This is a genomic window from Arthrobacter sp. efr-133-R2A-63, assembly GCF_030209795.1.
In the GTDB taxonomy this organism is placed as follows: Bacteria; Actinomycetota; Actinomycetes; order Actinomycetales; family Micrococcaceae; genus Arthrobacter; species Arthrobacter bambusae_A.
In genome coordinates this window covers 36,907-50,429 of record NZ_JARVRG010000006.1, presented here as the reverse complement: position 1 = coordinate 50,429, position 13,523 = coordinate 36,907, and the positions used below count along the sequence as shown (strand labels likewise).

Sequence of the window (13,523 nt, the reverse complement as noted above, 5' to 3'; positions counted from 1 at the left end):
ATCTTCTACGTTTCGTAGAACTGAAACTTTCTTCAGAATGTTCCCTGAAGGTGGAATAAAAGATGCATTTGCATGTTTATACTGGACACAAGGTTCGGTTGATACTTCAACTAAGTATCGCCGAACGACCGATGAAGCTACGATCACACCTTCCCAAGGAGAACCCCATGACCCTTCCCGCAAACGTCACCACCGGCGTCTGGACCCTCGACAACTCCCACAGCGAGATCGGCTTCACCGTCCGCCACGCAGGCATCAGCAAGGTCCGCGGCCAGTTCACCGAAGCCGAAGCGACCCTTGACCTCGGCAGCAGCCTGGCCGACTCCAAGGTCGCCGCAACCATCGCGACCGCCAGCTTCGACTCGGGCGACGCCAACCGCGACGGCCACGTGAAGGGCGAAGACTTCTTCGACGTGGAGAAGTTCCCCGAGATCACCTTCGTCTCCCGCCACGTCAAGGCCAATGGCGACAGCTTCGACCTCGTGGGCGATCTGACCATCAAGGGCGTTTCCAAAGAGGTCACCATCGAGACCGAGTTCAACGGCGTCGCCGTTGACCCGTTCGGCAACACCCGCGCGGGCGTCTCCGGTGAGACCACCATCAGCCGCAAGGACTTCGGCTTGACCTGGAACGCTGTGCTCGAAGCCGGCGGCGTGCTGGTCAGCGACAAGGTTGTCATCAACCTCGAACTGGCCTTCATCGCACCTGCCGCCTAGTCCACCGGTTTTCCGGACTGACCAGCGCCTTCGGGGCTGCACGCGATCCCGTGCGCTGCCCCGGAGGCGCCGTTTTTTTGCTTGCGGAATCACCCGCCTATTGTTCTCGGAAAAGCCGATGCTTAGCGGCGAATTAGCCAAGAATTTCCTATGAATCCTTAAACCTCAGGTCTAAAGTGAAGCCATGAGTAACCCAAACGAAGCTCCGCAGCCCCAGCAGCCCGGAGCCCAGCCACCGCAGCCCGGCAATGTCCCTCCTGCGGGTTACCAGCCTCCGCAGGGATACCAGCCACCTCCCTCCTACCAAGCACCCCCGCCCTACCAGCAGCCCGCCCCCGGCTACCAGCAGCCGGGTCAGCCCGCCTTTGGCGCGCCGGCAGGTCCCAACGCCGCCCCGCCGGCAGGGCTCGGCTACGCGGCGCCGGCGCGGAACACTTTCGGACTCCACTTCAACAACGTCGCGCAGCGCTTCCAGGACACCACCGGAGTGCCGCAACAACTGTCCATCTCCTACTGGTTGTGGGTCGCGGCTGCCGCTTTGGGTGTTCTTGCCAGCTTCATCAACATCTTCACGTTGCGCGATGTCTTCGGCGGGATGATGGTGGGCGCGGGCATTGTGGGCCTGATTTTCAGCCTGGTCTTCGCAGCCCTTTACGTCTTCATTGCCATTCGGCTCAAGGAAGGCTCGCGCTGGGCGCGACTGGTCCTGACCATCCTGGGAGCGTTTGCGGTAATTTCCCTTTTGCTCCAAGTGGTTACCCTCAACCTCAACTTCATCGGATCGGCAGTAGCCGTCGCGGCCGCCGTCCTGATGTGGCTTCCGGAGTCCCGGAAGCATTTCGTCTAACAACACCGCAGAACCACGGCTGAAGGCCGCGGCAGGTCCTCGGAGGACCCCGCGGCCTTCCCTTTGTCCCCCTAGGATTCGCGGGAGATCCGCCGGACCGCGTCAAGCCAGAATTCTTGGCACGAATCCTCATCAGCGCCGCGCCGTCGGGGTACGGTGGGATTAAGCCGAGCTGGGGGCAGGGCACGATGCACCCGGCAGCCGTATCTGCAGTCGACACGCAAAGGAATGCCATGAGCACCCCTCCGTACCCGCCGTCCACTCCGGGCGAAAATCCCACACCTGAGCAGCCGAAATACGGCCAACAGGCACCCCAGCCGGGTCAGCAGCCGCAATACGGGCAGCAAGCTCCGCAGTACGGCCAGCAGACGCCGCAATACGGCCAGCAGTCACCGCAGCAGGGTCAGCAGCCCCCTTACGGCCAACCCTCCGCACCGCAGTACGGCCAGCCTTCCGCGCCCCAGTATGGGCAGCAGGCTCCGCAGTATGGGCAGCAGGCACCTCAGCATCCGCAGTACGGCCAGTCTCCCGTCCCGCAGTACGGGCAGGGCGGCCCCACCACGTGGCCGAGCCAGCAGCCTGCTGCGACCTCCGGAGTCCCCCAGTTGGTCAACATCTCCTTCTGGCTCATGATTGCCGCCGGTGTACTGACCTTGATCGGCATTCCCTTCACTATCGCGACGCTGAACTCGCCTGCAGGCAGGAGCATGTTCGATCAGGCCTTGGCGGCGCAGGGAAACAACGCTTCCGGCGTCGACACGAGCACCTTCATCAGCATTGCGATCACCTTCCTGGTTATTTTCTCGGTGGTCTTTGCCGGGCTCTACGCGCTGGTTGCGTTCAAGGTCCGCAAAGGCAAGAACTGGGCCCGCATCCTGGGCACGGTCTTTGCCGCAATTTCCCTGTTCGGGCTGACCCAGCTCGGCATGGGCACCATCACCATCCTCCTGGGCATCGCCGCGATCGTGCTGCTGTATTTGCCGGCTTCGGCACCCTATTTCCGGAAGGCCCAGCCGTTCGCCAACCCCTACGGCCAGCCGCCGTACGGCCGATAAGCACAGCGCCGTACGGCCGATAGGCCTATAGCTAAGAAACCAACAACGGGCGCAGACCCGGCTCGGCCTAAATGGCCTGGCCCGGGGTCTGTGCCCGTTGTGCGTGGTACGCCAGGATCTGAAGCTCAGTGGCCATGTCCACTTTGCGCAGGTTCACGTAAGGCGGCACCTGCAGCAGCACCGGAGCAAAGCTCAGGATGCTGCGGATGCCCGCGCTGATCACCCGGTCGCAGACGTCCTGTGCCACCGCGGCGGGAAGGGCCAGGACAACCATGTTGGTGCCGCTCCGCTGAAGGACCGCTTCAAGATTGGCGGCGTCGCTGACCCGCAGCCAGCCGACTTCGTTCCCGATGACCATGGGATCGGCGTCGAGGATTGCCACGACGTCGAAACCTCGGGACTCGAATCCGCCGTATCGTGCCAAGGCCTTGCCGAGGTTGCCGGCGCCCACAATGGCCACTTTCCAGTCGTGGGTCAGGCCGAGCGCCGCAGCGATGTGACGGCTCAGGTACTGGACCTCGTATCCCACGCCACGCGTTCCATAGGAGCCGACATAGGAGAGGTCCTTGCGCAAAGTGGACGAGCTGACTCCCGACGCCTCGGCCAACGCTTCGGAAGAAACCCGCTCCACGCCTTCGCCCAGCAGGGAGTTCAGGGCGCGCAGGTAAAGCGTCATCCGGGCCACAGCCGCGGGCGGTATCTGCTTCGCCGCAGAGTCCTTGTCCCCGGGAACAGCTTCGGCGGACGGTTCCAGCGCAGTCACGTTCTTCTCCATTGCGTCGCTTTGTTTTCCCACTCTATTGCCAACAAAGCACCGCACGCATGTTCAGGCTGCGATGGCCTTCTTCAGGAGCCGTACCAACCGTGCCTCATCGATTTTCCAGAAATCCCGCTGGATTCCGTCCACGAAGAGCACGGGGATCTCCTCGGCGTAGCGCTCGCGCAGTACCGGGTCGGTGTCGATCGATTGTTCCGTCCACGTGAGCCCGAGGCTTGAGGTCACGCGTTCGACGGCGTCACGCGCCTCGGCGCAAAGGTGGCAGTCAGCTTTGGTGAGGAGTACGACGTCGGGATTTGGCATGGTTCAACGGTATCGCTTCCGCGTCGACGGAGCCGTCGCGAACGGCAGGAGGCCGGGCGATTGACTAGACTCATGGCATGCCCGTCGAGAAGAACGCCGTTGTGGCCACCGCGCCGGCTGCAACGCAGCAACACGGCGAAGCCGCATTCTTCGACGTCGACAACACCCTCATGAAGGGTGCCAGCCTCTTCCATGTCGCCCGCAAAATGTACGAACGCAAGGCCTTCACGCTCTCCCAGGCCGCGGGTTTTGCCTGGAAGCAGTTCAAGTTCGTGCTGCGGGGCGAAAAAATGGAGGATGTCCATTCGGTCCGGGATTCCGCGTTGGTCCTCGCCGCCGGCATCAAGGTGTCCGACATCAGGGAGCTGGGCGAAGAGGTCTATGACGAGATGATCGAGTCGCGGATCTGGCCGGGTACCAAGGCCTTGGCGGAACAGCACCTGCGGGTTGGCCGGAAGGTCTGGCTCGTGACCGCGACGCCCATCGAGGTTGCCACCGTCATCTCCACGCGGCTCGGCCTGACCGGCGCCCTGGGTACCGTGGGCGAGGTTGAAGACGGTGCCTATACGGGCAGGTTGGTGGGCGAGATCCTCCACGGGCCTGCCAAAGCCGTGGCTGTGCGGCGCGTAGCGGACGAAGAAGGCCTGGACCTGAAGCGATGCTGGGCCTACAGCGATTCACATAACGACATCCCGCTCCTCACTTTGGTGGGCCACCCGGTGTGCATCAATCCAGATTCCCGGTTGCGCCGCCACGCGCGGGAGAACAACTGGCCTGTTTATGACTTCCGTTCCGGCCGTCGGGCAGCGACGCTCGGCCTCAAGGCCGCGACTGTCGGAGGCGCCGTCTACGGTTTGTGGCGGGGTTTCTCCAAGTTCCGCGGCCCGCGGGGCTAACCCCCGCTCACATATGCCCGCCTCCCCGGCAACCCCCGCTCACATACGTGAGCGGGGGTTACCGGGGCGTGGACGCAAAAATGCCCGCCGCCTCGGGAGGCAACGGGCATTCACGCTGGAGGAAGTATCTCTACTTCTTATTGCGACGCTGGTGGCGGGTCTTGCGAAGCAGTTTGCGGTGCTTCTTCTTGGCCATACGCTTGCGGCGCTTCTTAATAACTGAACCCACGTAAGTTCCTTACCAAACTAGATTGAGACTCTGTCTGCTGGGTGAGGTCCTTGAACTGAGCAACAGACTTTACAACTGACAGATTCTTACAATGACGTAAAACGTTCCTTAACAGGGTACCGCTTATCGGGGGCACCCAATGACCGCCGGCCCTTTCGGGAACCAGGCAGGACTCAAGCGGTCTCCGAGTGTCCGTCGACAACCGCGCCCTTGAGGTACTGGCTCACAGCTTCCTCGGGGACACGGAATGATCGTCCGAATCGGACGGCCGGCAATTCTCCCGAGTGAACCAGACGGTACACGGTCATCTTGGAAACCCGGAGGACTTCGGCAACTTCAGCCACGGTCATGAAACGCGCGTTCGAGAAGTTAGTCTCTGCGGACATTTCTCCATATTCCTTTGCTCTCAGCGGTTAGCGGCGAACCCCAGCATTCATTACCTGGTGTGCCGATGCTGAGCCATCAAACAACCATGTGCTAGATACTCTAGAGGCTGCTGGTACCAAAGTGAAAGTCTTTCGGCGAACTGGAGACGAGGATCTCCCTAGTTGGAACCAGCCATCCGACGCTTGCGCGCCGAGGCGGCCAGCTGGTTCAGGACGGACACCGTGATGTCCCACTCCATGCAGGCATCGGTGACGCTCTGGCCGTACACCAGCTCCTGTTCCCCGGCCGACTGCCGCTCCACATCCAGGTTCTGCGCCCCACCGACAAGGAAGCTTTCCAGCATGACGCCTGCGATCGGCGAAGCAACGTCATTTTCCACCTGCGCGCCGATCTCCAACGCGACTTCCGCCTGGCGATGGTGGCTCTTGCCGCTGTTGGCATGGCTCGCGTCAACGATCAGACGCGGGTTCAGCCCCTTCGCCGCGAGCTTCTTCGAGGCAGCAGCCACCTGGTCGGCGGCGTAGTTCGGACCCTTGCGGCCACCGCGCAGGATCACATGCGCGTCGGGGTTGCCCGACGTCGCCACCAGCGCGGCGCGACCGTCGCCGTCGATCCCCAGGAACGCCTGGGGTGCCGCGGAAGCACCGCAGGCATCGATCGCGACTTGGAGGTCGCCGTCGGTCCCGTTCTTGAAGCCGATGGGCATGGACAGTCCGGAGGCGAGCTGACGGTGGATCTGGCTCTCGGTGGTTCTCGCCCCGATGGCGCCCCACGCCACGAGGTCGGCCATGTATTGCGGGCTGATGGGTTCCAGGAACTCGGTGGCGGTCGGCAGGCCCAAGGCTGTGACTTGCTGGAGGAAGCCACGCGCCGCCCGGAGCCCGGCCGCGATGTCGTGGCTGCCGTCCAGGTGGGGATCGTTGATGAGGCCCTTCCAGCCCACCGTGGTGCGCGGCTTCTCGAAGTACGCCCGCATGACGATGAGCAGGTCTTCCTTGTGTTTCTCCGCCTGGCTGACCAGCCTGCGTGCGTATTCCAGGCCCGCCTTGGGATCGTGGATGGAGCACGGGCCAACAATCACCAGGAGCCGATCGTCCACGCCGTCCATGATGGCGCGGACCCCATCGCGTCCGCGCTCGACGACGGCGGAGGCCCTCGCGTCAAGCGGCAGTTCCGTGATGATTTCCTGCGGCGTGGGGAGCGGCTCGAAGCGGCTGACGCGCAGGTTCGACGTCGACTGCGCGCCGGTATTCTCGACGTCGGCACTTACTGTGGTGGGCTCTGCGGCGATGCTGGTCATGAAAGGGGTCCTGTTCCGAAAGAGGTGCGGACCCTGCTCAGAGCCCGCCTGGAAATGGCGAAGGGCAGAGAATGATCTCTGCCCTGTTGGCTCTGAAGGAAAGTTGGATGCGTGTCAGTTAGACGCGGGCCCCTCCAGAGCCAACGAAAAATACGCATACCAACGGTTAGTCATAGCGAAACCATAGCGCCAGGCTCCGGATGCCCGCAAATCGAAATGCAACGACATCAAGGGAAACCGTTTCCCCACGCACTATAAACTTCACCTCAGGACAAACGTCCCCGGGGAGCTGGGAACAGCGCGGCCCCAACTCCAGGAAGGAAACCATGCCAGGCAGAAGGAACACCCGGCGGGTGGGCATCGCAGATGTGGCATCCATGGCCGGCGTTTCGCATGCCACCGTTTCCCGCGTCATGAACGGTAACACCACCGTGGACGCCGACATTGCCGCCCGCGTGCGCGCAGCCGCTTCGGAGCTGAAGTACAAGCCAAACCCGGTTGGCCGCAGCCTGGCCCTGGGAAAAACGGACACTATCGGAATCGTGGTGCCGGACCTGTCCAACCCCACGTTCCAGGCCATTCTCCGCGGGCTGAGCATTGCGGCCGCCCGCGACGGCTACCGCGTGCTGATAGCGGACTCGTCCGAAGTCTCCAGCGAAGAAGCGATCCTGGCCGGGGAAGCCCGGAGGCGATGCGACGGCGTCGTTCTGTGCGCCCCCCGCATGAGCGACGCCGAACTGGAAGAACTCGCTCCCTCGCTCTATCCGCTCGTCCTCATCAACCGGACCACCGAGTCTGTACCCACTCCCAGCCTCGTGGTGGATTACGGCCAAGGCATCCAGGAACTTGCCGCCCACTTGGTTGAACTGGGCCATCGCAAACTGGCGTACCTGACAGGACCGGACCGCAGCGCGTCAAACGTGCAGCGCCTGCGCGGGCTCGAGAAGTTCACCGCCGAGTTCCCGAACGTCGAATTGCAGTTCATTCCTGGAGGCAACACGTTCGACGCCGGTTTCGAGTCGAGCGATGCCGTCGCCTCGTGCGGCGCCACCGGAATCCTCGTCTTCAACGACGTCGCCGCGATGGGCCTCTTGAGCGGACTGAGCCAGCGCGGGATCCGCGTGCCGGAAGACTTGTCGCTCACCGGCTTCGACGACATGCCCTTCGCCCGGTACACCATGCCTCCGCTGACTACCGCCGCCGTGCCGATCTCCGACCTCGGCGACCTTGCGTGGCGCCGCATGCGCGAGCAGATCCAGACCAACGACGCCGTCTCCCCCACGAACTACTTCCCGCCGCGGATTGAGCTCAGGGGAAGCACCGGACCTGTCAAGGCCTAGTTTCCACCGGGGCCTTCCCCAGCCCCGCCTCCCTGTAGTACCCCTCGATGTGCGCGGCAACGAGCGTGGCCGCACGGCCGCCGTCGCCGTCGTTGACCGCATCCAAAATGGCGCGGTGCTCGGACCGCAGGCGATGGGCGGTGCTGTCCCAATCCGGCAGGTTCGCCGTCAGCGCCGCGGCGTATCCCTCGATCGCTTCGCGGAGCGAGCCCATGATGGTGCTCACCACCGTATTCCCCGCAGCTTCCGCCAGCGCCAAGTGGAAGGCGACATCCAAGGCGAGGAAATCGTCGACGGCGGGGCTTGCGTCCATTTCGTCCAGGAGCCTCGCTGCCTCCTCGAGTTCCGGGGCGTCGGCCTTGGCGCGGGACACCGCCCATGACTCGAGCAGGACCCGGGTTTCCACGATGTCAGCGACCGGCAAATGCTGCGTGGCCACGTGGAGGCGTAGCGCGGAGCCGAGCGCCGTGGCCGGTTCCGCGATGACCACCGTCCCTGCGTCCTTGCCAGAGCCGACGCCTGCCCGTACCAAGCCCATGGCCTCCAGGATCCGGATGGCTTCGCGGACGGAGGTCCGGGATACTTCCAATTGTTCGGCCAGCGCCCGCTCGGCGGGGAGCCGCCCACCAAGGACCAAGTGCCCATCGGACAATTGCTTTTCGATCCAACTCAGGACGAGCTCGTGCGTTCGCATGGATAAATAATAGTTGATGTGGTTGGACCACATAGCCTAGAGTGTGGTCTAACCACACAAGCACACGGGAGACAGCACCATGACGCAGACCGTCCAGCCGAGCAGCGCACCTTCCTTTGGGGTCCCCGCAAACGCACCCGCCGACGTCGGGCGTCCTGCTGCACTCAAGCGCCGGGTTCCCAGGTACGCGGACCTGGCGCCGCTCATGAAGTTCAAGAAGCCAGAGTTCAGCAACGCTGCGAAGTTGCGCCGCGCATCCACCATTTGGGAACTGCGGGACATGGCCAAGCGCCGCACTCCGCAGGCGCCGTTCGACTACACGGACGGTGCGGCGGAGGCGGAGATCACCCTTCGCCGGGCCCGCCAGGCGTTCCAGGACATCGAGTTCCGGCCGGGGATCCTGCGCGACGTCTCCAGGATTGATCTCAGGACCAAGATCCTGGGCAAGGAATCCAGGCTTCCGTTCGGCATCGCGCCCACGGGGTTCACTCGCATGATGCAGTCGGAAGGTGAGTACGCGGGTTCGCAGGCGGCCGAAGCAGCTGGTATTCCCTACACCCTCTCCACGATGGGCACGGCCTCCATCGAGGACGTGGCCGCGGCGGCCCCGAACGGCCGCAACTGGTTCCAGCTGTACCTGTGGACAAACAGGGACCGTTCCCTGGAACTGATCGAGCGCGCCGCAAAGGCCGGAAACGATACCCTCATGGTCACGGTGGACACCGCCGTCGCGGGTGCCCGGCTGCGGGACGTCCGCAACGGCATGACCATTCCGCCGGCACTCACCGTGAAAACCGTCCTGGATGCCTCGTACAGGCCCGCCTGGTGGTTCAACTTCCTCACGCACGAGCCGCTGACCTTCGCCTCGCTCTCCCGCTATACGGGCACCGTGGCCGAGCTCATCAACTCCATGTTCGATCCCACCCTGACCTTCGATGACCTGGACTGGCTGCGCGAAACCTGGAAGGGCAAGCTCGTGGTCAAGGGCATTCAGACGGTGGAAGATGCCCGCAAGGTGGTGGACCATGGCGCGGACGGCGTCGTGATCTCCAACCACGGCGGGCGCCAGCTGGACCGGGCACCGATTCCTCTGCACCTCGTTCCGGAGGTCTCCGCAGCACTGAAGGCGGACAACAGCGACGCAGCCGTCATCCTGGACACGGGCATCATGAGCGGCGCCGACATCGTGGCGGCCCTGGCCCTCGGCGCCGACTTCACGTTGATCGGCCGGGCGTACCTCTACGGGCTCATGGCCGGCGGGCGCGCCGGCGTGGACCGCACCATCCAGATCCTGGAGAAGGACATGGCCCGCACCATGGCCCTGCTCGGAGTCACCAGGATCTCGGAACTCACCCCGGACCACGTGCGCCTGCTGGGCACCTAACCTAGGGCGGCCCTCCCCAACTAACTCGCAGTAAGTGTCGTTTTGAGGCGTCAAAACGACAACAAATGCGAGTTAGTTGGGTGGGTGGGCTAGATGAGGCCCTGTGCCAACATGGCGTCCGCGACCTTCACGAAGCCGCCGATGTTGGCACCCAGGACATAGTTGCCCGGCGCGCCATATTCCTCCGCGGTTGCGGCACAACGATCGTGGATGCCCACCATGATTTCCGTAAGGCGTGCTTCGGTGTATTCGAAGGACCAGGAATCGCGGCTGGCGTTCTGCTGCATCTCCAACGCCGACGTCGCCACGCCGCCGGCGTTGGCTGCCTTGCCCGGGGCAAACAGGATGCCCGCGTCCTGGAAGACGGCAACGGCTTCACGGGTGGAGGGCATGTTGGCGCCTTCGGCGACGGCCAGCAGACCGTTGCTGACGAGCTTGGCTGCAGCGTCGCCGTCGAGCTCGTTCTGCGTCGCGCACGGCAGCGCAACGGTGCCGTTGACGTCCCAGACCGAGCCGTCGGCCACATAATTTGCGCCCCGGCGGCGCTCCGCGTATTCCGTGAGGCGGCCCCTTTCGACTTCCTTGATCTGGCGGAGCAGCGCGACGTCGATGCCGGCCTCGTCAACCACGTAGCCCGCGGAATCTGAACAGGCGACCACCGTGGCGCCAAGTGCCTGGGCTTTGGCGATGGCGTAGATGGCCACGTTGCCCGAACCGGAGACCACGACGCGTTGGCCATCGAAGGACTGGCCCCGGGTCTTGAGCATCTCTTGCGCAAAGATGACCGTACCGAAACCAGTCGCTTCCGGACGGACCAAGGAGCCGCCCCACGACATGCCCTTGCCCGTCAGCACCCCTGACTCGTAGCGGTTGGTGATGCGCTTGTACTGGCCGAACAGATAGCCGATCTCGCGGCCTCCCACGCCGATGTCGCCGGCGGGAACGTCCGTGTATTCGCCGATGTGGCGGTACAGCTCGGTCATGAAGGACTGGCAAAAGCGCATGATTTCGGCGTCGGAGCGGCCTCGGGGATCGAAGTCCGAGCCCCCCTTGCCGCCACCGATAGGCATGCCTGTCAGGGCATTCTTGAAGATTTGCTCGAAACCGAGGAACTTGACGATCCCCAAGTAGACGGAGGGGTGGAAGCGCAGTCCGCCCTTGTAGGGGCCCAAGGCTGAATTGAACTCGACGCGGAAACCACGGTTGACGTGAACGCGTCCGGCGTCGTCGGTCCACGGGACGCGGAAGATGATTTGGCGTTCCGGTTCGCACAGGCGCTCAAGGACGGCGCCCTCCAGGAATTCCGGGTGCCTGTCGTGTACCGGGCCGAGGCTTTCAAAGACCTCGGTGACGGCCTGGTGAAATTCCAGCTCGCCCGGGTTCCGTGCCAAGACGGTGTCCCGGACTGCTTCCAGCCTCGAATCCATGTGACTCCCTACAACTTCTGCGCCGAGCGGCGGGTCTGCATACAATCCCGTCATGCTCGCATTAGTCGCGCGGCAGTCTCCATCCGAACCGATTACGACCGGGCAGCGCTGAGGGCAGAGGACCGCGAAAAGCGCTGTTTCCAGGAAACATCGGCCAGGGCCTGACCGCGATCACCCCGGCTTGCTTCTACTTCTTCCGCCCGAACTTCGGCAGGTTCGGCAGGTTCGCCAAGAGGTCCGCAGCCTTGGTGGCGGCACGGCCAACCGTACGGCCGATCTGCTGCGGCCTGGTGTCGTCGATTCCTGCGGCGGAGGCAACAGCTCCCGAGGCGGGAACGGTTTTAGGCGAGCGCTCGACGTCGGTGGTCGCCGGAGACGTGCCCAGCGGCTCGCTGTCGGGCTGCTTCTTCGCAGTGCCCTGGCCCGCTGCTTCCGGCTGGCCCGCCGCACGTGGGCGGGGGCTGCGCGCCGGCGTCGCGGCTTCGGCCGCGGGCTTCGCGGGACCGACGTCGAACGTCTCCAGCCAGCTCGCAACACCTGCGAGCGGCTTCGGGTTCAACGCGTAATAGCGTTTTTGCCCCTGTGCGCGCATGCTGACGAGATCCGCCTCGCGGAGTACCTTCAAATGCTTTGAAATGGTGGGCTGGCTCGCGGCGAGCTCCTCCACCAGTTCCCCCACAGCCTTATCCCCAGAGCGGAGGGAAACCAGAATGTCACGCCGGGTTGCCTCAGCAATGACGGCAAATACGTCGTCAGTCACCATGCCTCCCACCCTAGCGACATATACGCCAAAAGGCATCAACTATTTCGCATATGCGCGTGGCGTTGCCCTCGGTCTTACGCCAGCTGGTCGAACACGCATCAGTCGAACCAGGGATCCAGTCCGTAGAGCGGGAAAATCTCCTTGCGGGTGGCGATGATCGTGCGGTCCACGGCATCCGCGGGGTCGTACCCGACCTCCCACGAACGCCACCAAGTGTCGACGCCGTCGCCCATGAATTCCGGTACCGCTTCGCCGTACTTTTCCTGGACATAGCTCCGGAAAGCCTCCGGAACCGGAGCCGTGAGCCGGACGGGGTGTTGGGCCACGATGCCTATCAAATGGCTCCACGTGCGCGGCACCACTCCCGTGATGTCGTAACCTCCTCCCCCGGTGGCGATCCAGCGGTTCTCGCAAAACCGGCCAGCAAGGCCCGCGACGGCGGTGGCCGCCTCGCGTTGGCCGTCCACGCTGAGGTTGAGGTGGGTGAGGGGATCGAGTTTGTGGGAGTCGCAGCCATGCTGGCTCACGATGACTTCCGGTTCGAAGGCCTGCACAAGTTGCGGTACTACGGCATGGAAGGCGCGCAACCACCCGGCGTCGCCGGTCCATGCGGGCAAGGCCACGTTGACGGCCGTGCCCAGCGCGTCCTGGCCGCCGATCTCGTTGGCGAATCCCGTTCCTGGGAACAACGAGAGCCCGCTCTCGTGCAGGGAAATCGTCAGGACCCTGGGGTCGTTCCAGAAGATGCTCTGGGTGCCGTCGCCGTGGTGGGCATCGACGTCGATGTACGCGACCCGGCGGACACCGCCGTCGAGCAGCCTCTGCACGGCGAGGGCGGCGTCGTTATAGATACAGAAGCCGCTGGCCCGCTCACGGGACGCATGATGCATGCCGCCACCGAAGTTGACGGCGCGGACCGCTGTACCGGACAGGACCGCCTCGGCCGCGAGCAACGATCCGCCGGCCAGCCGGGCGCTGGCTTCGTGCATCCCGGCAAAGGCCGGATCATCGTCGGTGCCAAGCCCGCGTTCCGGGTCCGGCGTCGTTGGATCGTCGCTTGCGCGCCGCACCGCGGCGACATATTCGGCACTGTGCACAGCCAGGAGTTCGACGTCGGACGCGACCCCGGGCGCTTGGACGGACACATGCTCGAGGTCGAAGAGTCCGAGTGCCGCGGCGAGCCTGGCCGTGAGTTCGAGCCGCTCGGGGGCCATCGGATGCGAGGGACCGAAATTGTACGCGGTCATGGCGGGATCCCACGCCACCGTCGTTGGCAGCGGGGAGGGACGGAGGCCTGCCCAGGAAGTCATCAATGACAGGCTACCCGAGCGGCGGGAGCGCACTGCCCGTGACGGCGAGCGATTAGTGGTTTACTACTCAGGAAAGCAGAATCAATCGACCAGA

15 protein-coding genes are annotated in these 13,523 nt (G+C 63.9%); 6 read left to right on the top strand and 9 right to left on the bottom strand.

All coding sequences use genetic code 11. The features are described 5' to 3' along the window. Nucleotides 1-167 precede the first annotated feature (167 nt). The 3 genes from QRN45_RS03410 to QRN45_RS03400 all read left to right on the top strand — a co-directional run bounded on the left by QRN45_RS03410 (nucleotide 168) and on the right by QRN45_RS03400 (nucleotide 2,618). Nucleotides 168-716 (top strand): YceI family protein, encoded by a 549-nt coding sequence (locus QRN45_RS03410; protein ID WP_078107679.1) that lies wholly within the window; start codon nucleotides 168-170, stop codon nucleotides 714-716. Between the two features lie 184 nt (nucleotides 717-900). Continuing rightward, nucleotides 901-1,563, top strand: coding sequence for a hypothetical protein (locus QRN45_RS03405; protein ID WP_284762437.1), 663 nt, complete (start codon nucleotides 901-903; stop codon nucleotides 1,561-1,563). A 233-nt stretch (nucleotides 1,564-1,796) separates the two neighbouring features. Next, nucleotides 1,797-2,618, top strand: a complete 822-nt coding sequence (locus QRN45_RS03400; RefSeq protein ID WP_284762436.1) for a hypothetical protein — start codon at nucleotides 1,797-1,799, stop codon at nucleotides 2,616-2,618. 67 nt (nucleotides 2,619-2,685) lie between these two features. Here QRN45_RS03400 and QRN45_RS03395 read toward each other — a convergent pair whose 3' ends face one another. Together QRN45_RS03395 and QRN45_RS03390 are read right to left on the bottom strand one after the other, a co-directional pair. Continuing rightward, nucleotides 2,686-3,393 (bottom strand): redox-sensing transcriptional repressor Rex, encoded by a 708-nt coding sequence (locus tag QRN45_RS03395; protein ID WP_502870693.1) that lies wholly within the window; start codon nucleotides 3,391-3,393, stop codon nucleotides 2,686-2,688. Nucleotides 3,394-3,444: 51 nt separating this feature from the next. Next, nucleotides 3,445-3,699 carry a glutaredoxin family protein gene (locus tag QRN45_RS03390; RefSeq protein WP_241709311.1) on the bottom strand — a complete coding sequence of 85 codons (255 nt, stop codon included), beginning with the start codon at nucleotides 3,697-3,699 and terminating at the stop codon, nucleotides 3,445-3,447. 77 nt (nucleotides 3,700-3,776) lie between these two features. On the opposite strand from QRN45_RS03390, the gene QRN45_RS03385 reads away from it, so the two are divergent. Beyond that, entirely contained in the window at nucleotides 3,777-4,595 is an 819-nt protein-coding gene (locus tag QRN45_RS03385; protein ID WP_241709310.1) for an HAD family hydrolase, read from the top strand. 130 nt (nucleotides 4,596-4,725) lie between these two features. Here the strand turns inward: QRN45_RS03385 and QRN45_RS03380 are convergent, their stop codons facing one another. The 3 genes from QRN45_RS03380 to QRN45_RS03370 form a co-directional block, all read right to left on the bottom strand. After that, a complete protein-coding gene (locus tag QRN45_RS03380; RefSeq protein WP_003792170.1) occupies nucleotides 4,726-4,824 on the bottom strand; it encodes a 30S ribosomal protein bS22 in 99 nt (32 codons plus the stop codon). Nucleotides 4,825-4,997: 173 nt separating this feature from the next. Next, on the bottom strand, nucleotides 4,998-5,210 hold the full coding sequence (locus tag QRN45_RS03375) for a helix-turn-helix domain-containing protein (protein ID WP_078107672.1): 213 nt from the start codon (nucleotides 5,208-5,210) through the stop codon (nucleotides 4,998-5,000). Nucleotides 5,211-5,368: 158 nt separating this feature from the next. Further along, nucleotides 5,369-6,511, bottom strand: coding sequence for a 3-deoxy-7-phosphoheptulonate synthase (locus tag QRN45_RS03370; protein ID WP_264636918.1), 1,143 nt, complete (start codon nucleotides 6,509-6,511; stop codon nucleotides 5,369-5,371). A 326-nt stretch (nucleotides 6,512-6,837) separates the two neighbouring features. Here QRN45_RS03370 and QRN45_RS03365 point away from each other — a divergent pair, with 326 nt between their 5' ends. Continuing rightward, on the top strand, nucleotides 6,838-7,851 hold the full coding sequence (locus QRN45_RS03365) for a LacI family DNA-binding transcriptional regulator (protein WP_078107670.1): 1,014 nt from the start codon (nucleotides 6,838-6,840) through the stop codon (nucleotides 7,849-7,851). Here QRN45_RS03365 and QRN45_RS03360 read toward each other — a convergent pair. After that, nucleotides 7,841-8,545: a FadR/GntR family transcriptional regulator gene (locus QRN45_RS03360; protein WP_241709308.1), complete on the bottom strand. Its 705-nt coding sequence runs from the start codon at nucleotides 8,543-8,545 to the stop codon at nucleotides 7,841-7,843. The genes QRN45_RS03365 and QRN45_RS03360 overlap by 11 nt on opposite strands. A gap of 79 nt (nucleotides 8,546-8,624) precedes the next feature. On the opposite strand from QRN45_RS03360, the gene QRN45_RS03355 reads away from it, so the two are divergent. Further along, nucleotides 8,625-9,929 carry an alpha-hydroxy acid oxidase gene (locus QRN45_RS03355; RefSeq protein ID WP_284762434.1) on the top strand — a complete coding sequence of 435 codons (1,305 nt, stop codon included), beginning with the start codon at nucleotides 8,625-8,627 and terminating at the stop codon, nucleotides 9,927-9,929. A gap of 89 nt (nucleotides 9,930-10,018) precedes the next feature. Here QRN45_RS03355 and gdhA read toward each other — a convergent pair whose 3' ends face one another. The 3 genes from gdhA to QRN45_RS03340 all read right to left on the bottom strand — a co-directional run bounded on the left by gdhA (nucleotide 10,019) and on the right by QRN45_RS03340 (nucleotide 13,429). Beyond that, nucleotides 10,019-11,356, bottom strand: coding sequence for an NADP-specific glutamate dehydrogenase (gene gdhA, locus QRN45_RS03350; protein ID WP_264636919.1), 1,338 nt, complete (start codon nucleotides 11,354-11,356; stop codon nucleotides 10,019-10,021). Nucleotides 11,357-11,543: 187 nt separating this feature from the next. Beyond that, nucleotides 11,544-12,119: an ArsR/SmtB family transcription factor gene (locus tag QRN45_RS03345; protein ID WP_284762433.1), complete on the bottom strand. Its 576-nt coding sequence runs from the start codon at nucleotides 12,117-12,119 to the stop codon at nucleotides 11,544-11,546. Between the two features lie 98 nt (nucleotides 12,120-12,217). Then, nucleotides 12,218-13,429 (bottom strand): acetoin utilization protein AcuC, encoded by a 1,212-nt coding sequence (locus tag QRN45_RS03340; RefSeq protein ID WP_264636921.1) that lies wholly within the window; start codon nucleotides 13,427-13,429, stop codon nucleotides 12,218-12,220. Nucleotides 13,430-13,523: the final 94 nt, after the last annotated feature.